Annotated in this window: 15 protein-coding genes and 2 pseudogenes; 8 read left to right on the forward strand and 9 right to left on the reverse strand. The window is 67.6% G+C overall.

Translation table 11 applies throughout. The features are described 5' to 3' along the window. Positions 1-167 precede the first annotated feature (167 nt). Both C6376_RS36590 and C6376_RS36595 read left to right on the forward strand, forming a co-directional pair. The gene (locus tag C6376_RS36590) at positions 168-1,994 is read left to right on the forward strand and encodes an AMP-binding protein (RefSeq protein ID WP_107447339.1); all 1,827 of its coding nucleotides are present in this window, start codon (positions 168-170) and stop codon (positions 1,992-1,994) included. 161 nt (positions 1,995-2,155) lie between these two features. Then, positions 2,156-3,604, forward strand: a complete 1,449-nt coding sequence (locus C6376_RS36595; RefSeq protein ID WP_159083365.1) for a tannase/feruloyl esterase family alpha/beta hydrolase — start codon at positions 2,156-2,158, stop codon at positions 3,602-3,604. Positions 3,605-3,956: 352 nt separating this feature from the next. On the opposite strand, the gene C6376_RS36600 is transcribed toward C6376_RS36595, so the two are convergent. The 7 genes from C6376_RS36600 to C6376_RS36625 form a co-directional block, all read right to left on the reverse strand. Next, entirely contained in the window at positions 3,957-5,486 is a 1,530-nt protein-coding gene (locus C6376_RS36600) for a hypothetical protein (protein WP_159083366.1), read from the reverse strand. A 158-nt stretch (positions 5,487-5,644) separates the two neighbouring features. Then, positions 5,645-7,438: a beta-glucuronidase gene (gene uidA, locus C6376_RS36605; protein ID WP_107447342.1), complete on the reverse strand. Its 1,794-nt coding sequence runs from the start codon at positions 7,436-7,438 to the stop codon at positions 5,645-5,647. An 88-nt stretch (positions 7,439-7,526) separates the two neighbouring features. Next, a complete protein-coding gene (locus C6376_RS36610) occupies positions 7,527-8,420 on the reverse strand; it encodes an ATP-binding cassette domain-containing protein (protein WP_107447343.1) in 894 nt (297 codons plus the stop codon). Beyond that, complete coding sequence (locus tag C6376_RS36615) at positions 8,417-10,231, reverse strand: dipeptide/oligopeptide/nickel ABC transporter permease/ATP-binding protein (protein WP_107447344.1); 1,815 nt, start codon at positions 10,229-10,231, stop codon at positions 8,417-8,419. Before C6376_RS36615 ends, C6376_RS36610 begins: the two co-directional genes overlap by 4 nt. Next, a complete protein-coding gene (locus C6376_RS45840) occupies positions 10,228-10,713 on the reverse strand; it encodes an ABC transporter permease (protein ID WP_254076445.1) in 486 nt (161 codons plus the stop codon). The genes C6376_RS36615 and C6376_RS45840 overlap by 4 nt, the downstream gene beginning before the upstream one ends. After that, on the reverse strand, positions 10,614-11,189 hold the full coding sequence (locus C6376_RS45845; RefSeq protein WP_254076213.1) for an ABC transporter permease: 576 nt from the start codon (positions 11,187-11,189) through the stop codon (positions 10,614-10,616). The genes C6376_RS45840 and C6376_RS45845 overlap by 100 nt, the downstream gene beginning before the upstream one ends. A gap of 8 nt (positions 11,190-11,197) precedes the next feature. Continuing rightward, a complete protein-coding gene (locus C6376_RS36625; RefSeq protein ID WP_254076214.1) occupies positions 11,198-12,703 on the reverse strand; it encodes an ABC transporter substrate-binding protein in 1,506 nt (501 codons plus the stop codon). A 378-nt stretch (positions 12,704-13,081) separates the two neighbouring features. On the opposite strand from C6376_RS36625, the gene C6376_RS36630 reads away from it, so the two are divergent. From C6376_RS36630 to C6376_RS36635, 3 genes are all read left to right on the forward strand, one after another. Further along, positions 13,082-13,684, forward strand: coding sequence for a TetR/AcrR family transcriptional regulator (locus C6376_RS36630; RefSeq protein ID WP_107447346.1), 603 nt, complete (start codon positions 13,082-13,084; stop codon positions 13,682-13,684). Positions 13,685-14,632: 948 nt separating this feature from the next. After that, positions 14,633-14,836: an IS110 family transposase gene (locus C6376_RS44855; RefSeq protein WP_216825717.1), complete on the forward strand. Its 204-nt coding sequence runs from the start codon at positions 14,633-14,635 to the stop codon at positions 14,834-14,836. A gap of 3 nt (positions 14,837-14,839) precedes the next feature. After that, a complete protein-coding gene (locus C6376_RS36635) occupies positions 14,840-15,679 on the forward strand; it encodes a transposase (protein WP_301554750.1) in 840 nt (279 codons plus the stop codon). Between the two features lie 228 nt (positions 15,680-15,907). Here C6376_RS36635 and C6376_RS46595 read toward each other — a convergent pair. Next, a pseudogene (locus tag C6376_RS46595) lies at positions 15,908-16,186 on the reverse strand (IS3 family transposase); the annotation flags it as partial. A 134-nt stretch (positions 16,187-16,320) separates the two neighbouring features. Here C6376_RS46595 and C6376_RS45850 point away from each other — a divergent pair. Further along, positions 16,321-16,482 carry a hypothetical protein gene (locus C6376_RS45850; protein WP_254076215.1) on the forward strand — a complete coding sequence of 54 codons (162 nt, stop codon included), beginning with the start codon at positions 16,321-16,323 and terminating at the stop codon, positions 16,480-16,482. 180 nt (positions 16,483-16,662) lie between these two features. On the opposite strand, the pseudogene C6376_RS46600 reads toward C6376_RS45850, so the two are convergent. Then, positions 16,663-16,983, reverse strand: a pseudogene (locus tag C6376_RS46600) (BTAD domain-containing putative transcriptional regulator); the annotation flags it as partial. Positions 16,984-17,151: 168 nt separating this feature from the next. On the opposite strand from C6376_RS46600, the gene C6376_RS36650 reads away from it, so the two are divergent. Both C6376_RS36650 and C6376_RS45855 read left to right on the forward strand, forming a co-directional pair. Beyond that, positions 17,152-18,222: a LuxR C-terminal-related transcriptional regulator gene (locus C6376_RS36650; protein WP_107447348.1), complete on the forward strand. Its 1,071-nt coding sequence runs from the start codon at positions 17,152-17,154 to the stop codon at positions 18,220-18,222. A gap of 289 nt (positions 18,223-18,511) precedes the next feature. Further along, positions 18,512-18,769, forward strand: coding sequence for a LuxR C-terminal-related transcriptional regulator (locus tag C6376_RS45855; RefSeq protein ID WP_107447349.1), 258 nt, complete (start codon positions 18,512-18,514; stop codon positions 18,767-18,769). Positions 18,770-18,896: the final 127 nt, after the last annotated feature.

Below are 18,896 nucleotides of genomic sequence, written 5' to 3' on the forward strand. Positions count from 1 at the left end.
CTTTGTTGGGTGTCATGCCCGATGCCCTGCGCGCCACGGATGCCTAGCGTTGCCGTCGTCGAACCCGGGCGCTCACGCCGCGGCTTTGCCGGCGCCGCCGTATGCGTGCGCGTCGGGCTTGTCGAGCGTGAGTTCCGGTACGAGCCGATCGACGGGAACCGAGCCAGATGACCGACCCCACCCCCATACCCGCCACGCTGTGCGATGCCTTCCAGCGCACGGCGGCCGTCGCGCCCGACATGGTGGCCCTGCGCACCGTGGGCGCGACGCGCACCGTCACCTGGCGAGCCCTCGCCGAGGACGTGCGCCTCCTGGCGGCCGGCCTGGCCGGGCTCGGAGTCGGGCGTGGTGACACCGTCGCGCTGATGATGACCAACCGGGTCGAGTTCTTCCCCGTCGACCTCGCGGCCCAGCACCTGGGCGCCATCCCGTTCTCCGTCTACAACACCCTGCCGGCCGCCCAACTCGCCCACGTCCTGCGCAATTCCGGAAGCAGGGTGATGGTGTGCGAGGCCCAGTACCTCCCCGTCGTCCGAGAATCCGGTGTGGCCGTCGAGCACCTCATCCTGGTGGACGGCGAAGAGACGAAGCCGACGGAAGGCACCCTCAGCCTGGAAATCCTCCGCGCCCGGGGCCGGGCGAACACCTCGTTCGACTTCGACGCGGCCTGGCGCGCCGTCCAGCCGGACGACGTGCTCACCCTGATCTACACCTCGGGAACGACCGGCCCTTCGAAGGGCGTGGAGATCACGCACGCCAACGTGCTCGCCCAAGCCGCGGGAGTGGCACAGGTACTGGACTTCCGCTTCGGCGACCGGACCACCTCCTACCTCCCTTCCGCGCATGTCGTCGACCGCTTCACCTGCCTGTACGCACAGGCCATCTTCGGTGTGCAGGTCACGGTGGTGCCCGACATCAAGGAGATCGGCAAGGCGCTGCCGGACTGCCGGCCGACGATCTGGTGCGCTGTTCCCAGGGTCTGGAACAAGATCAGGCAGGCCGTGGAGCTCGGTATCGAGAACGAGCCGGACGCGGCCCGGCGGGGAGCTGTCGGGGCGGCGCTGGAGACAGGCCTCAGGCGTACGCGCCTGCTGCAGGCGGGCAAGCCGGTAGATGACGAGCTCGCCGCCGCGTATGCCGAGGCGGACGCCGGTGTCCTGTCCGCCCTACGGTCCCGTCTGGGGCTGGACCAGGTGCGGTGGGCGGTGACCGGCGCGGCACCCACGCCGCCGGCGACCCTCGAATTCTTCGCGGCGCTCGGCGTCCCCATCTGCGAGGGCTGGGGTATGTCCGAGCTGAGCTGCTTCGGTGCCGTCAGCCCGCCCGCGCAGGCACGCTTCGGCACCATCGGCACGCTGCTGCCCGGCCTGGAAGCACGCCGGGCCGCCGACGGCGAACTCCTGGTGCGGGGGCCGTCGGTGGCGAAGGGGTACCGCAACGACCCCGACCGGACCCGCGAAGCCTTCGACCGGGACGGCTGGTTCCACACGGGCGACGTCATCGTGTCCGACGCGGACGACTACCTGACCATCGTCGACCGCAAGAAGGACCTGATCATCAACGAAGGGGGCAAGAACATCTCGCCCGTCACGGTCGAGACGGCCCTCACCACCGCCAGTCCCCTGATCGGCACCGTTGTGGCCATCGGCGACAGCCGCCCCTACATCACCGCGCTGCTCGTCCTGGACGCCGAGGCGGCAGCGGCCTTCGCCGCCGAGTACGGGCTGCAGCCGGACCCGCGCTCCCTGGCCCGCAACCCCCTGCTGATCGACGCCTTGCGAGCCGCGGTGGCCGAGGGCAACAGCCGGCTGGCACGCGTGGAGCAGGTCAAGCGCTTCCGGGTGATTCCTGCGTACTGGGACGCGACGAGCGATGAACTCACCGCCACCTTGAAGCTCAAGCGGCAGAAGGTCGCCGAGAAGTACGGCGCGGACATCGCCGCACTGTACGCCGACCCGATCCCCTCCGACATCCACGAGCCGGCCGACCGCTGACCGGCCCCATCCGCCCAGCTAAGAAAGAAAGAGGGAGGTGAGCGGGCATGAAGTGGAAGCCTTCAGCCGGCAGCGCCGAGCATGCACCATCCCCGCGAGGCCCCGTCCAACGCCGGCTCGCGATCTCAGGATCTCTGATCCTCGCGGCAGGGCTCTGCGCTATGCCGGTCCACGGGGCGAGCGCAGCCGACACCGTGGGCTCCGGCCAGCCGGTCCGGTCCTGCGAGAGCCTCACGGATCTGCGTTTCCCGGACGGCACAACGGTCACCAGCGCCTCGCAGACCACCACCACTCCGGTGATCTGCAACGTCGAACTGCTGGTTCCCCAGAACATCCACATGCGCGTGTCACTGCCCGTCGACACCTGGAACGGGCGCTTCCAGGGCGTGGGAGGCGGTGGCTTCGACGGCTCCATCCCGGACACGGAGAGCACCGCGAAAACCGGTTACGCCGCCGCGGGTTCCGACTCCGGCCATATCGCCGACTCCAGCGACGCCTCGTGGGCCTGGTCCCCGACCGGCATGAACGCGTCCCTGATCAATGACTTCATCTCGCGTGCGCTGCACGAGACGACTGTCAAGGGCAAGGCCGTCACCCAGGCGTTCTACGGGAAGGCGCCCACCTACTCGTACTGGAACGGCTGCTCGAACGGCGGCAGGGAAGGTCTTCAGGAAGCGCAGGTCCAGCCCCGCGACTACGACGGCATCCTGGCCGGCGCGCCGGCGATCCAGGCGGACCGGTTTCTCCCTGCGGCGATGTGGCCCCAGGTCGTGATGCACGAGCTCGACGACTTCGTGCCCTCGTGCAAGTTCGACGCGGTCAACAAGGCGGTCACAGAAGCGTGCGACAGTCGCGATGGCGTGACCGATGGCGTGATCGCGGACCCCCGGACCTGCCGCTTCAACCCCACCTCGCTGGTCGGCACCGTGACCCCCTGCGGCACGATCACGGCCAAGGACGCGGCCGTGGTGAAAAAGATCTGGGACGGGCCGCGACGCTCGGACGGTCGCCGCCTGTGGTACGGAATCCTGCCCGGCGCCTCGTTCGCCAGACTCGCCGCCACCGCGAACGGCGACGGAGTCCCGACTCCCCTCGCGTCGGGCTGGTTCACCTACTGGCTGGCGAAGGACCCGTCTTTCGACTGGCACCGCCTGACCACGGCCAACTTCACCCACTACTTCGACCGCTCCCGTCAGGAGTGGGGCCCCGTGGTCGGCACGGACGACCCCGACCTGAGCGCCTTCCGTGCCGCCGGCGGCAAACTGCTTCTCTGGCACGGCCTGGCCGACCAGCTGATCCCTTCCCAGGGAACGATCAGGTACTACGAGCAGGTCACCGCCGCGATGGGCGGCCGGGCGAAGACCGAGCAGTTCGCCCGCCTCTTCACGGCCCCCGGTGTGGGCCACTGCCGGGGCGGCTCCGGCGCCGCCCCGGCCGACCCACTGGCATCCCTGGTGAAGTGGGTTGAACACGGCAAGGCCCCCACCACACTGCGCGCCGAGAACGGGTCCATGAGCAGGCCGCTGTGCCGGTGGCCGGCCGTAGCCCGCTACGACGGACACGGCAGCACGAACGACGCCGCCAACTTCCGCTGCACCGGCCGCCAGTGACGCGCTGAGCGTCTCGGCCGGGGCGGGCCTCTGGAAGGTGACGATGAAACCCCCACGTCTTCGACCTGGGGGTTTCATCGTGGTGCGGGTGACGCGAATCGAACACGCGCTCTCGGATCGGCAAGCGCTCGCCCCGCTCTGGTCCCTGCCACGCGCCGTCGGGCTGGAGACTACGCCTGCGCAATTCCGCGCGTGGGGCTCGAACCCGGGCAAGGCGACAGCGGGCCCGGCAACACTGGCTGGCATCCGAGTCGGCCGAAGATCAACAGGGCCTCACTTCCGTGCGGTGTGGATGCGGTGATCCACCAGCCCGAGCGAGGCCCTGGTGCCGCCTCAGGACGATCCTTGTTCTTCAGGCGCGTTCGAGGAGAATCAGGTAGATCGCATTGGGCGCGAGGTCGACCGTCGCGGTGTAGGTCCTGCCCAGCCTGACGATCTTCTCCTCGACCAGTTGGAGGTCGGCCTTGGCCGGGTCACCGAAGTAGTTGCTTGTCGTCTGGTCGATCCGGTACACGCGCTCGCGGACCTGGTTGTGTCGGAGCTCCGACGGTATCCGGGACATGTTGACAGTGGCCCGATAGTTGCGGTCGCCTACGTGCTGCCAGTTCCAGACCATGAGCGACGCGCCCGTGCGGTCCTTCGATGCCATCGTGTAGAGACCGTTGTCTCCTTCGAGAGCATCTTCCGCGACGGCGGACACCCTGGTGTCCTTCATCTTGGACTGCATCAGCATCATGTTCCCGTAGGGGGTGAAGGTGTCCTTCAGCGGCCCGTTCGGGGTGCGGGTCACGAACTGGTCCTTGCGTTCCTCGGCCTTGTGTCGGACGTTCCAGTTGAACAAGTGAGTGTCGGGCTGGTTCGCGTACAGGTAGCCGTACGTGGCCATGGCGGCTGCCTGCCGGATGTAGTCCTTCTTCGGGTCGGTGTCGTCGTAGCTCGGTCCGGGGTAGATGCCTGTTTCGGTGATGAAGGCCGGGAGGTGCCGGTCGAGTCGGCGCTCCGTCAGCCATTTTCGGAGGACCTTCCGCTGTGACGCCACCACTCGGAGGTCGTCCTTGTACAGCTTCGCCGCCTGATAGGCGTCGTCCCACTCGAGGTAGGAGTGATAGGAAAGGAAATCCAGACGCTTGCGCGGGTTCCGGTCTGCCGCGTACGCGTCGAGGAAGGGCTTCACCCACTTGGGGTCCATCAGGGAGAGACTTGGCCCGCCGACCTTGATCCGGTCTGCAGGCCGCAGCCCCTTGTTGACCTTGTTGACGGCCTCGTAGAACGGCGCGTAGTAGCGATACAGACCGTCGGGCTGCAACGTCGTCTCGTTCGCGGGGTGTCCGTTGTGGCGCTGCTCTCCGTGGAACTGCCAGTCCGGTTCGTTGAACGCTTCGATGTACTTGACGCGCGGATACTGCTCTTTGAGGCTGCGGATGATCAGCTCGAGCGTCGGTGCCAGGTCTTTCCAGGGCTTCTTGCCCTCGACGAAGGCCGTGGGGTTCACATTCACCAGCAGCTCATCGGACACGGTGCTCGCGTCGGTGAGGTAGTCGTCCAGTATGGACAGGTCGCAGGACTGCGTCTCCAGGTGGCACAGGTTGAAGACGTTGCTCTCCGGCGGCGCCTTCGGACTGCTGACCCACACGCGGTAGATCTCGCCGTGCAGCCCCTTCTTGTTGAGGAACGCAACATCGTCGGCACGCTGCTGAGGCCATGAGTTGAGGCTCCCGAAGTTGTTGTGCTTCTCCGGTCGTGGCAGTTGGCCTTCCGTCGAGCCGAAGTCGACCCGAACCCCGGCGGGCGACTCAGGCGTCTCTGCCGCCAGAACCGCATCGGGTTGCGTGGAGATGAGGAGGATCGCTGCTATGCCTCCGGCCAGCAGCACTCGTTTCAAGGGGCGTCGCGTACGTAAGGGCATCTGTCGAGAACCTCGCTTCTGTGAACGGTGAAATCGCTCTGCCCGGGGAGGACAGACTGGTCGATGGTGGGATCTCCGGTTCCCTGCGAGAAGATGAACACCGGGGCTGATGGCGGCAGTATCCGGCAGGCCTGTCAGGCGTCGTTCGACGTCTTGTGGCCGGAGAGAGAGATCCAACGCGCCCGCAGTGCGTGAGCGGCGGCCTTGGGACGGCGGTCACGGGTGAAGACGCCCTTGCGGTTGCCGTCGACGCGGTGGATGCCGGGGGAGGTCTGGAAGTCGGCGAAGTTCCACACGTGTTCACCCACGACGGCGCCGCAACGGTCGAAGGCACGGTGGTGGGCCGCCAGATAGGCCACCTGATACTCCTCTGTCCACGGCTGGTCCCACACCGAGTGAAGCCCGGGCAGCGTGTCGGCGCCGTACTCGGTCATCAGGATCGGCTTGCCGAGCTTCTCGACCCAGGCCCGCAGCTCGGAGTCCATGAGCGCTTCCGCGGTGACAAGGTCACCGTTGGCGATGTACCAGCCGTAGTAGCGGTTGAGGCACACGACGTCGAACAGGTCGGCGATACGGTCGTTCTCGTGCGTGGTGAGCAGGGAGGCCGTGCTGCAGACAGGACGGGTCGGATCGAGCTTGCGGGTGAGTTCGACGAGCGGTTCGAAGTAGTCGCGTGCCCCGTCCTCGTGGGTGGACGGCTCGTTGGCGACGCACCACATGACCACACTGGGGTGGTTCTTGTCGCGGCCGATCAACTCCCGGATGGCTTGGGCGTGCGCCGCACGCGTGTCGTTGTTGAGGGTGTCGTCCGAGTAGGTGGGCGGGTGCGGGCGGCCGGTGAGCCCACCTTGAACGGCGAGGTTGAGGCCGACGGCGGCGGTTTCGTCGATGACGACGATCCCGTGCCGGTCCGCGAAGTCCAGCACCTCCTCGGCGTACGGATAGTGCGTCGTACGGAAGGAATTGGCGCCCAGCCACTTCATGAGCTGGAAGTCGTGCACCAGGTAGGCGTCGTCGTGCCCCTTGCCGCGCACAGGGGTGTCCTCGTGCTTGCCGAAGCCCGTGAAGTAGAAGGGCTCGCCGTTGATGAGGAACCTGGCCCCCCGGACCTCGACGGTGCGCACGCCGAACGCCTGGTGATAAGTGTCGCGGACCGCTTCGCCGTCCACGATCTCGGCGACCAGGTCGTACAGGTACGCGGCCCCCGGCCGCCACGGCGTCACGTCCTCGATGCTCAGAGTGCCGCTCGGGCCCTGGCCCGCAGCCACCTCGGTGCCCGCGGCGTCCAGGACGCGGACGCGCACGGCGGCGGGTGCGCTGGTCCCGATCTCGTACTCCACCGTCGCGGTCGTCGAGTCGAGGCCGGTGACAATGGTGATGTCCTCGATGTGGACCCGCGGCACGCTGTGCAGCCACACCGAGCGGGCGAGGCCGGCGTAGTTGTAGAAGTCGTGATGGTACTTCTGCTGCCGACGGCCGTCCTCGGTGACGGTGATCGTGCCCGGCGGGATCGTCAGGTTGGTGAGTTCGTTGTTGACGCCGATCGTCAGGCGGAACTCCTGCCCCGCGGCGACGTGTTCGGTGATGTCGGCCTCGAACGGCGTATATCCGCCGACGTGTTCGGCGACCAGAGTGTCGTCGACGTACACCCTGCCCTCGTGCGTGGCGGCGTCCAGACGCAGCATCACTTGTTCGTCCGACCAGCCACGGGGCACACGCACCAGGCGCTGATACCAGACCCAGCCGACGTGGTCACGGATCGCGCTGTCGGTGAACAGGTCGTTGTAGCTGGCGGGCACGGCGGCTTCCAGACGGGTGCCGAGCGGCCCGGTCCAGGGGTGTTCGCCCGCGGCGGTGCCGACGGCGAAGTCCCACAGGCCGTCGAGATTCACCAGTTCACGGGTGGCGGTGGAAAGGGGCTTCAGCATAGGTCCTCCGAATTCCTGTTTCTGGTCCGCGCCGGGCCGTCTCGCGGAGATGTCCGCAGGCTGGGTGAGCAATCACCGGGGTCCCCGCTCATGAACCGAACTGCCCCGGACCCGTGCCTTGCTCGACGCGCTGAACCGCGCCCGGTTCCGCCCGTTCGCGCGCCAGAAGCCTGTGACGCTCCTGGCGGCGCTCGCGCTGTGCGGCAGGGTCGGGGACGGGCGCGGCGAGCAACAGCATCCGGGTGTAGGGGTGTCGGGGCAGTGAGGTCACCTGCCCGGCGTCTCCGGTCTCGACGATCTCACCGCCTCGCATGACGCTCACGCGATGGCTGACGTGCCGGATGACGGCCAAGTCGTGCGAGATGAACAGGTAGGCGACCGAGGTACGTCGCTGGATGTCGACGAAGAGGTCCAGCACGCGGGCCCGGGTCGTCAGGTCAAGGGCGGAAACGGGTTCGTCGCAGACGATCAGGCTCGGCTCGGAGGCGAGGGCACGGGCGATCGCCACCCTCTGCCGCTGCCCGCCGCTGAACTCGCGCGGCAGCCGACGGGCCGCGTCCTTGGGCAGACCCACCTGATCCAGCAACTCCGCGATGCGGGCCCGCGCTTCGCGCGTCGTGGCACCTTGCGTCGCCAGCGGCTCGCTGAGGATGTCGCCGACGGCGAGGGCCGGGTTGAGTGAGCTGTACGGGTCCTGGAACACGACCTGGATGTCCCGGGCGAGCGCGCGGCGTTCCTTGCGGGAGGCGTGGGTGATGTCCCGGCCCCGGAACCGGACGTGTCCGCCGCTGGGTGTCACCAGTCCGAGGACGGCCCGCCCGAGGGTCGTCTTCCCGGAGCCGGACTCGCCGACGATCCCGAGGGTCTCGCCCTCGCGGGCCAGCAGGGACACCCCGTGCAGCACGTCGTGGGGGCGGGCCCTGAAGCCGCGGCCGGGATAGGTGACCCGCAGGCCGCTCAGGTCGAGCAGTGGCGCCGTCATCGCGTCTCCTTCTGCCAGGACTCGTCGGCGACACCGGGCTGGTCGGTGCGCATCGAGTGCTCGTCGAGGAGCGAGTCGAGGAGCGTGCGGGTGTACGGGTGCCCGGGCGCGGTGAACAGGTCGAGCACGTCCCTGGTCTCGACGATCTCGCCCTGCCGCATGACGGCGACGCGGTCGCAGCTGTCGGCGACCACGCCGAAGTCATGGGTCACGAGCAGCAGCGCCATGTTCAGTTCCTTGCGCAGGTCGCGCAGCAGGTCGAGGATCTCCGCCTGCACGGTCACGTCCAGGGCGGTGGTCGGTTCGTCGGCGATGAGCAGCGACGGCCGACTCGCGACGGCGCCCGCGATGAGGACGCGCTGCGCCATGCCGCCGGATATCTGATGCGGGTAGGACGCGAACACCCGCCGGGGATCCGAGATTCCGACTCGGTCGAGCAGGGCAAGTGCGCGTTCGCCGGCCTCACGCCGCGACATCGGTGTCGCCGTGCGGATCCCCTCGACCAGTTGTGAGCCCACGGTGGAGGAGGGGTCGAGGTTCGACATGGGCTCCTGAGGCACGTACGCCACGGCCCTTCCGCGCACGTTGCACAGTTCCCGCTCGCTCAGGCCCAGGAGTTCGCGCCCGTCGAGGCGGACCGAGCCGCGGGTGACGACCGCTTCCGCGGGCAGTACACCGAGGATCGCGAACGCGGTCTGCGTCTTGCCCGACCCCGATTCGCCGACGAGCCCGAGCGTCTCTCCCGCCTCCAGGCTCAGGGTGACCCCACTGACCACCTCCTTCAACTCGCCCGAGGAAGTCGGGTAGGCGACGGCGAGGTCCTCGACGGTCAGCAGCCCTGAAGGCCCTGCCCCGGTCGTGAGTCCGGTCGTCGGCCGAGGTGCGGGCGCGGTGATCCTGGACGGCCCTGGCAGTCCGCCCTCCAGTACGTCCCGCAGCGAGTTGCCGAGCAGGACCAAAGAGGCGGTGATGACACCGAGCGTCAGACTCGGCCAGAGGAACTGGAGGGGTTCCTCGTAGAAGTTGGTGAACCCGTCGGCGATCATCGCGCCGAAGCTGGGGACCGTGCTGGATCCGACGCCGAGGAATGCGAGGCCGGACTGCACGCCGATGGACGCTCCGGCGAGAAACGCGGTGGCGATGACGACCGGGCCTCGGACCGTGTAAAGGATGTGCCGCGAGAGGATGCGCCGATCCGGCAGACCCGACACCCGGGCGGCGTCCACGTACAGCTCGTTCCTGACGCTGAGGACCAGGTTGCGGACCAGGCGGTAGACACCGGGCGACAGCAGCACCCCGAAGATCATCATCGTGACGCGGTAGTCGCCGTTCGTCACCGGGAGCAACACGATGAGCAACAGCAGCCCCGGGAAGGTCATGACGAGGCTGAACACCCACTCGGTGACAGCCCGCAGGCGCCGGTCGTAGTATCCGCCGATCAGCCCGAAAGTGACGCCGATGGCAAGAGCGATGCAGGTGCCGATGAGTGCCGCGACGACACTGGTGTTGACGGAGCTGAGGAGCCTGGCGAAGATGTCGCGGCCGCTCTTGTCGCCGCCGAGGAGATAGCCGTGGCTGCCGGCATCGGCGTTGATGGCCTCGAGCGAGGCCTGGTTGGGGCCGTGATCGGTGATCAGTGGGGTGAGCAGGCCCAGCGCGACGATGACCAGCAGGATGCCGGCGCTGATGACCGCCTGCGGGTCCCGCAGCAGCCGGCGCAGGGGTGACCTGCCGCTCGCTGCGGCCTCCGCCGGGTCTTGCCGGTCTCCCTGGTCGCGGGCGGGCGTGGCGTTGCTCGGTGCGGTGCTCATCGAATCCTCGCCTTCGGGTTGAGCCATCCGTTCGCGAGGTCGACGAGCAGGTTGACGCAGACCACGAGCAGAACCGCGAAGAGCGTGATGCCCATGATGATCGGGATGTCGCCCTGGAGAGACGCGTTGAAGGCGTACGAGCCGAAGCCCGGCAGCGCGAAGACCTGCTCGATGACCAGAGCCCCTCCGAACATCTGCACGAACTCAAGGGACAGCACCGTCAGTGCGGGACCCGCGGCGTTGCGCAGTGCGTGGCGCAGCAGGATCGAGCGGGGGCGGATCCCGCGTGTCCGGAGGGTACGGACGTAGTCCTTGCGCAGTTCGTCGATCATGGCCCCGCGGACCTGGGATGTGACACTGGCGGCCCCGGCTGCCGTCAGGGCTAGAACGGGGATGGCGATCGAGGCCGCCCAGCGGGTGGGATCCTCCCCCAGCGGGTGGGATCCTCCCCCAGCGGCGTGTATCCGGTGGCCGGGAACCAGTGCAGGCGCAGGGCCAGGAGCCATACGAGCCCGATGGCGATCAGGAGGTTCGGCACGAGGTGGCCGAACAGCGAGGCACCCTGTGCGATCCGGTCGACGACTCCGGCGCGGGTGGCCGCCAGCACACCGAGCGTCACACCCACGACGGCGGTAAGGAGAAGCGCCGCAAGCACCACGGACAGGGTGACACCGAGGCGCGCGGCGATGGCCGACCGCACGGGCTCGCTGGTGAAGTAGGAGAGTCCGAAGTCGCCCCGCACGGCGTGGGACAGCCAGTCCAGGTACTGCACGAGCACCGGGCGATCCAGTCCCAGCTGCGCCTTCTGCTGCTCGATGCGGGCCGGCGTCGCGGAGCTTCCGAGGATGCTGCCTGCGATGTCGTCGAACGACGTGCTCAGCAGCAGAAACGTGATCATGGTCACCAGTACCGCCAGTACCAGTCCCGCGGTCAGGCGGCGCAGCACATAGAGGATCATGCCGGGGCTCACCCACCGGCCTGGCCGGCGAGACCGAACTGCCGGAGACTGTTCTGCGTAGAGGAGCCGTCCCCCTGGAAGACGATGCCCTTCTTGGTCACCCAGTTGACGCCGATGTAGAAGACGGGCGCCGTCCACGCGTTGTTCACCGTGAACGCATCGATCTCTTTGTACACGTCCACCGCCTTCGCGGCATCGGGTGCGCTGTTCGCCCTGAGCAGCAGCTGGGTCAGCCGGGGATCGGTGGAGGCGAACACGTTGCGGTACCCGTTCGGGGAGAAGTAGTCGCGGGTCTGGACCGGGATGGGGTCCAGACCGTCGACGACCAGTGCCATGGGATATTTCCTGGTGGCCAGGGCCGAGATGGTCTGCTGGGCCGGCACGGGGTCCCAGGTGACCTTGACGCCGATGTCCGCGAGCGACTGCGAGAACGTCGGCTCGAACGGCTTGGTGAAGTACAGACTCGGCATGTTCACCGAGAATCCGTCCGGGTAACCGGCCTCGGTCAGCAGCTTCTTCGCGCCGGCGGGGTCGTAGGGGTACGTGGTGTCGAGCGCGGGGTCGTAGCCCTCGCCCAAGGGGTGGTACAGCTGCTCCGTCTGCTTGCCGGAGCCCTTGAGGAAGAGCCGTACCATCTTCTCCCGGTCGAAAGCCATGTTGATGGCCTTGCGCACCCTTACGTCTCCGAGCGGCTTGAGCACCTCACCCTTGCGGTCGAACAGCAGGAGCGTGGCCACCGAGCCGGCCTCGATGTGCTTGGTCGTGAAGCCGGCCGACTTCAGCGAGCTCAGCTGCTGCACCTCGACGGACCCGGCGTTGATCTCACCAGCCTTCAACGCGTTGACCGAGGCGGCCCGGTCGGAGATCACCTTGATCTTGACGGTGGGGAACGGATAGGCCTTCCTGTTCCAGTAGTCGTCGCGCCGCTTGAGCACGTAGACCGACCCGTTCACCGTCGCGTCCTTGTCCAGGATGTAGGGGCCCGAGGAGACCGGATTGAGCGCGGAACTCCTGGTCGTCATGGTCCTGGGATCGGCGACCACCCCGCCGGCCCCGGTCAGCGCGTGCAGCAGTGACGCGTCCGCGTGACGGAGCCTCAGTACCACCGTCCGGTCGTCGGGAGCGCCGATGGACTGTACGGCGCCGAGTTGCGTCTGGTTCTGGCCGGATGTCCTGACCAGGTCCAAGGTCGCCTTCACGGCGGCCGCTGTCACCGGGGAACCCGAGCTGAACTTCATGCCCTTGCGCAGCTTCAGGGTCAGGGTCCGGCCGCCGTCGGAGTACGCCCAGCTCTGTGCCGCGCCGGGCTGGAGTTTTCCGTCGTTGTCGACGAGAAGCAACGTGTCGTAGAGGGAGCTCCAAACGTAGGCCTGCTGTCCCTCGGTGAGTTGGGCCGGAGCGAACGAGTTCGGGGTGCCCATGATCGCCAGGGAGAGGACCGAGGTCGCCGACGACGACGATGCCGCCCGGCCGTCGCACGCCGTCGTCGTGAGCAGCACGGTTGTGGTGGCCACGGCGAACAGTGTCAGAGACCGGAGTGGGGTGTGCGGGGCTCGAATACGCATGGTGGCTTCCTTCGTCCGCCGACCGGAGGTTCTGAGGACTTCGCCGTTGCCCTCAGCGGGGTTGAGCGCGCAGCGGTGATCCCGGGAGGGATCAATTCTTAACACGCGTTTGACTTTCGTTCGGACGCTAGAGTCACAAGGCAAGCGTGGAAAGACTGCGGTCATCGTTCGTTATCAGACCGTTATCTACCTGTCTCGACTCGATGAGTAAGGTGAGGCGGGCCCCGACCGCTCGTCAGGTCTCCCACACGAATCCGCTCTGAGTTGACTGCGTGCAAAGGTCCGCACGGCCATAGCGGACAACTCGCGAGGAAGGGTGAACACACCGTGAGTCAGGCGAAGGCACGCGGGCCGTACGCCAAGACGGCGGCCCGGCGGGAGGAAATCCTGCGGGCGGCACGAGAGAGCTTTGCCGAGCGCGGGTACGCCGAGGCCTCCCTGCGCGACATCGCCGAACGCGCCGGCATCACAGCCGCCGGACTGCTCCACCACTTCCGCGGCAAGGAGGAACTCCTCGGTGCGGTCCTCGCACAGCGAGACTCCGAGGAGTGGGCGGAGGGTACGGCTCGGGTCACAGGCCTGGAGGATCTCGCACCCTACTTCAGCGCCCGGCTCCGCAAGCACCAGGAACACCCCGAGCTGATGTGCCTGTGGATCGAGCTCGCCGCCGCCGCCTCACGCCCGGACCACCTCGCGCACTCCTACTTCGTCGACCGCCAGGCACACGGGCTCGCCCACCTCACGGAGGGGTTGCGGGAGTACGCGGAGCGCGGCAGGCTGCGCAAGGGCATCAGCCCCACCAGCGCGGCGCTCATGATCGAGGCGATGCTCAGCGGCCTCCAGGGGAAATGGCTGCTGAATCAGGACCTGGACATCATCGAGCCCCTCAACGACCTGCTCCGTCTGCTCTTCGAGGCGGATGACGGGTAGGCGTCCTCGGCCTCGGTGAAGGTCTCGAGGAGTCCCGGCGTGGTACCTCTCGGGCTCCGTACGCCACCACGGCGGCCCCATGGCGTGGGCGAGGTGACGGCGGACGATGATCAACGCCTTCGGGGAGACGCGCTTGCGGTCGCCCGTCCTCATGCGCGAGGTCGTCGGGTACGGCGGGATCACGCTCACGACGGCCTTCGGGCCGACGGGAACGCCGAAGACCTCAACGAGGCCGAGCACCGCCGAGTGGACGGCTCGCGCTGTCGGCTGAGCCTCGACAGGCGATGTCTTGGTGCCGGAGGTATCGAAGCGGCGTACACGCGCCATGTGTCCCACAACGTCCGGTCGGTACCCACCCGGTTCGCCCAGCACGTATGCCACGGGCCTCTTCGCCACCCGCGGCGTCGGCGCGCCTTCGTGCCTTCGAAACCGCGGCTCTCGCACAGGTCGAGCACGGCATACCCGACCTCGGCTGGTCGCCGCCGACGCGGGATCCGCGGCGGTGTTCGCGCGGGTCACCGGGGCCCGGGGACCGTACAGCGGCGTGGACCGAAGCGGCACGCCACGTCTTCAGCGGATACTCCGTGGGCCGGCGTGGCGGGGGTGCGGCTGTGTCAGGCCGATGGCGCGGGTGTGTCGGACCTGGCGCGTGTGGTGTCGGCCCCCCAACTGCCGAGCAGTCGCAGGCCAGTGAGGTTCCGACTTGCATAGCTGTAGCGGAGCGCGGTCGAGTTGGCCGCTCGTAGCGTCTCCGTAGGACGCCGGATCGGATGGCTCGTGAGGTTCCTGCCGCCTTCCGAGGCTGGCTCTCCGGGGGTGTGTCACCGACCCGGCGTCCGTCTGCGGCCTGACTCAACAGAGGCGTGTCCCGGCTCGTTTGGTTCCGGAAGTCGGAGTGTCGGCCGTGGACGTCCCTGTCGGTCACCCGCCTGTTGGGAGCACCCTCCCGTGGTACTGCTCGGAGTTGATGCACACAAGTCCACCCACACCGCTGCCGCTGTGGCCGCCGAGAGCCAGCAACAGCTGTCGTCGGTGACGATCCGGTCGAGCCTGTCGGAGTACCGGCGCCTGCTGCGCTGGGCCCGGCAGTGGCCGCAGCGCAGTTGGGCGGTGGAGAACGCCAATGGACTGGGCCGGCACCTGGTCCAGTGACTGATCGCCCGAGGCGAGCGCGTCATCGACGTCCCCGCCACGGCGACCAGCCGGGTCCGCGAGCTCTCGCGCGGCGGCGGACGCAAGAACGACCAGATCGACGCGGCCGCCGCCGCAACCGTGGCCCACCTGCACGGCGACGGCCGGGAAGTCGAGGCCGAGAACCACTCCACCGCCCTGGCCCTGCTCGACGAGCGCCGGGTAAACCTCGCCCAAGCGCGGGTCCGCGCCGTCAACCAGCTGCACGCGCTGCTGCGGGACCTGCTGCCGGGAGGCGCCCCGGAGCAGATGTCCGCCGACCAGGCAGCTGCCCTGCTGCGCACCGTCCGGCCCGCCGGCCCGGTGGAGAAGGTCCGTAAGGGCCTGGCCCGCGACCTCGTGGCCGAGGTCCGCGCGCTCGACAAGCAGTTGGCTGCCAATGCCGCCCACCTCGAGGAGCTCGTGGCCGCTGCGGACAGCACGCTCATGCAAACCCCGGGCATCGGCCCGGTGCTGGCCGCACGGCTGATCGCCCGAGTCGGACGGGCCAGCCGCTTCCCCACCGCCGCGGCGTTCGCGAACTACACCGGCACTGCTCCCGTGGAGATCGCCAGCGCGGACAAGTCGCGCCACCGACTCTCCCGCTCTGGCGACCGGCAGCTCAACTCCGTGCTCCACACCATCGCCGTCGTCCAGATCCGTATGCCCAACTCGCCCGGACACGCCTACTACCAGCGGAAAGTCTCGGAAGGGAAGACCGGCAAGGAGGCCAAGCGCTGCCTGAAGCGTCGCCTGGCCGATCATGTCTGGAAGGTCATGCTCGCCGACGAACGACGAGCCCAATCTCCCGCCGCCACACCTTGACAAGACACAGAGGCACCCCCGCTGCGCGGGAGGGGCTGTCCAGCAGGTCAGGGCGGGTTGACGTGGTTTCAGATTCACCAGTTCGGTTGCTGCCCTGGTGGGGATCATGATCAGGTCGGTGACCCACAGCCGGTTCCGCCCGTTCGCGGTCAAGTCGCGTTGCACCAGGTCAGGGGCGAGATCGGCGTCCGGGTCACGGCGAGTAAAGCCCTTACCCCGGCGGGGGCTGATCCCCGCGAGGCCGGCCTGGCGCATGAGGTGCTCGACGCGCTTACGGCCGACGTAAACGCCCTCACGCTTGAGGACGGCGTGCACGCGGGGTGCGCCGTAGATCCCGCCGGAACCGGCGTCGACCTGCCGGATCATGCCCGTCAGCTCGGCGTCCAGGCGCCGCCGCTCGCACGGCTCGGTCTCGGCCTGGCGCCACCAGGTGGAGGAAGGGATGGAAAGTTCCCGGAGTACGGGCTCGACCCCCAGGTGAGGGTGCTCGTCGAGGAGCGCGGTCACCTGGGCCGGGTCGGGTCGAGCGGGGCCGCGGAAAAAGCCGACGCCGTCCGCAGGACCTCGTTCGCACGCTTGATCTGGGCATTCTCCTTGCGCAGGGCTGCCAGCTCCTCACGCACGGCGGCTTCGCCCAGGGCATGTCGTCGAGGACGGTGGTGCTCCAGACGTGCTTGCACGCCTCCCGCCGGGTCGACGACCGTCTGGTGGCCCTGAGCGGCATCGAGTACGTCACCCTCAACGGCGACGGGCTGATCACGAGCCTGGACAACCGCATGGTGACCGCGGACAGTCGACTCTGACCGGCCCGCGCCTACCCGGTGGTCCGCCCGTCTGGTACGCAAGAGAGCGTCCGTGTCCGACATATCGAGGACCGTACCCACTTCGACGGCGGCGAACTGCACTCTCGTCCGACAGAGACGGTGGACGAGAGTGCCGTCCGTGCGATGAGTCATGCCGCCGCGCGCAGCGACTTGGGTACCGATAACCGCTCGCCGCACGCGCCGAGCCTCCTGGTGGACGGCCAGGGCGTCGGCGTGCCGTTCCAGCCGGGACAGGGTCGGCGTCCGTTGCGACCAGAACTCCTCGACCTGCGGATGCCGCCTCGTCAGCGTCAACAGCTCCGCGGCAGCTGTGTCGTACGCCCAACCACAGCTCCCGGACAGCGGACGCGGCGAATGTACTTGTTCGGGTTCCTGGCGCGCCCCCATCGCGGTCAGGGCCAGGCACCGCGAGGTCTTCAGCTCGAGCGCCGCTTTCTCGGAAGCGAGGAAAAAGTCATGTCTTGCCCAAGCTGGAACCATGGGTGAGTAAAATCCGCAAGATCGCGCTGACGTGCCCCTGACGTCTCTCCCTGAGGCACACTCATTCGTTGACACCTTGGCCGGGCGAGGAAAGAATAGGTCATTCTCTCGGGCTAGCTGAAGCGGTCTCCAACGCGAACTTGGCGCACAGTAAAAGGTGATCGAGAAATGCAGTCACAGACATCCGCAGCCATCGATACGCGTAAGCAGTATGTCCGTGCGTTGCAGTCGGCCCTCAGTGTGGACGAGGTCACCGACGCGTTCATGCGGGCCGGAGCACCGATGATCCCTTCAGATGCCCACGCCGCGTACCGACTCCACGCAGATGCCGGCGAGGTCGGCATCATGGGAGTTTCGGCGCAACAACGCTTTCTTGACGATTACGAGGATTACGGCAGACGGGATGACCCAGTCCTCGAAATCGCGCTACGCGAACTGAGGGCCATCGATTCGTCTCGTGTCACCCGTCCCGATGTATGGGAGTCGAGCGGTGCGCACGCGGCGCTGGGTATGGCTGGATTCGTCCACTCGCTGGAGGCGCCGGTGATAGTGGGCGGGGTTGTCTTCGGCACTCTGAACTTCGCGCGGGCGCAGAGCCGTCCCAGGTTCAGTCGGAGGGATCTTGTGGCAGCCGGGTTCATGGGTGAGCAGCTTGGCCTGGCCATGGAACGGGCTTTGCGCTTCGAGGCCACCGGCCGCCGTGTCGGCTTCCTCGAGCAGGCGCTGGACTCGCTTGCGCAGCCTGTCGTCGTCACCGACCTGGATTGCCGGACGTTGTTCCGAAACCGGGCCGCACGCAAACTGGAGGCGGGCGGCGCCGACGGGTTGGGCGGTCCTCTCGACGTACCCATCGCCGAGGCGATGGAAGAATTCCGCACGAACGGCCGGCGCGTTTACACCGGGAGTGCCCACGACCCCGGATCCGGCGAGCATCTGATCACGAGGTCCCTTCACGTGTCGCAGACACAGGACGTCGCGGTCACCTTGGTGTTCAAGGCCGATAGTGAAAGGATGCGAACCCTGCCGGCCTGGAACGTGCTGTCCCGGCGAGAGCAGGAGATCGCCGAATTGGTCGCTCAGGGTCTCAGCACCAGACAGATCGCGGAACAGGCCTTCATCACCGAGAACACGGTGAAGCAGCATCTCAAGCGCATGTTCGCCAAAGTTGACGCGCGCAATAGGGCGGAACTCATCCAGCGCGTTTGGGCGCATGGCGGTAACGCGGGTGCGATGGGTTGACCCCCTTCTGTGGCCCCGCAGCCGCACTCTCGCCGTACGCCGCGTACGAGAAGCGGCCGCGGGGCCACACGTGCTGCAGCCCCTGCAGCGATGGCAAAAACACTTGGAAATCAGTTGCCGCCACACAGTCTCCGTTCGGGTGTCACCGGTCAAACGGCAGACAGGGGGCCCTGACGTCCGGTTCCCTTGCCTCACTTGCCAGCGCAGTCTTTCTCGGTGTGCAACTGCGTTCCAACGGACTTTGTAATCACCCTGATCGTCACCCCGTTGTGAAGTCGTTCAGGAGCAGCTGCTCGAAGCATCGCGGCTCTTTGCCCAGCATCGTCGTCGTCATGAGGTCCGTTCCCGGCTGGAGACCCTGACGCCCTGCGAGCGAGAGGTGCTGCGACTGGTGATCAGCGGACTTTCGAGCCAGGTCATCGTTCAGCGGCTGGGCACCAGCGCCAAGACGATCGATGTCCACCGGGCTCGGACCACGTCCAAGACTGAGTCGGAAAGCCTGGCCACTCTGGTCCGGGATGTGCTCCAGAACCAGATCACCGTCTGAGCGTCGGCCGCCCCCGAGCGCGTAGCCGGGGTTCCTGCACTGACCAGCGCGGCGAAGCCGAGCGGGGTGCGCATGGGCGCTCGGCCCGGTCGATCACGGTCGAGATCAGCCGCGAGGGTGGCTGCCT

The sequence above is a fragment of the Streptomyces sp. P3 genome, assembly GCF_003032475.1.
In the GTDB taxonomy this organism is placed as follows: Bacteria; Actinomycetota; Actinomycetes; order Streptomycetales; family Streptomycetaceae; genus Streptomyces.

Bases quoted from the DNA above. Each gene is read 5' to 3' on its own strand.
- C6376_RS36650 (WP_107447348.1), top strand. From the start codon at position 17,152: ATGCAGTCACAGACATCCGCAGCCATCGATACGCGTAAGCAGTATGTC.
- C6376_RS45850 (WP_254076215.1), top strand. From the start codon at position 16,321: ATGTCGTCGAGGACGGTGGTGCTCCAGACGTGCTTGCACGCCTCCCGC.
- C6376_RS36615 (WP_107447344.1), bottom strand. From the start codon at position 10,231: ATGAGCACCGCACCGAGCAACGCCACGCCCGCCCGCGACCAGGGAGAC.
- C6376_RS36610 (WP_107447343.1), bottom strand. From the start codon at position 8,420: ATGACGGCGCCACTGCTCGACCTGAGCGGCCTGCGGGTCACCTATCCC.
- C6376_RS45845 (WP_254076213.1), bottom strand. From the start codon at position 11,189: ATGATCCTCTATGTGCTGCGCCGCCTGACCGCGGGACTGGTACTGGCG.
- C6376_RS36595 (WP_159083365.1), top strand. From the start codon at position 2,156: ATGCCGGTCCACGGGGCGAGCGCAGCCGACACCGTGGGCTCCGGCCAG.
- uidA (WP_107447342.1), bottom strand. From the start codon at position 7,438: ATGCTGAAGCCCCTTTCCACCGCCACCCGTGAACTGGTGAATCTCGAC.
- C6376_RS36590 (WP_107447339.1), top strand. From the start codon at position 168: ATGACCGACCCCACCCCCATACCCGCCACGCTGTGCGATGCCTTCCAG.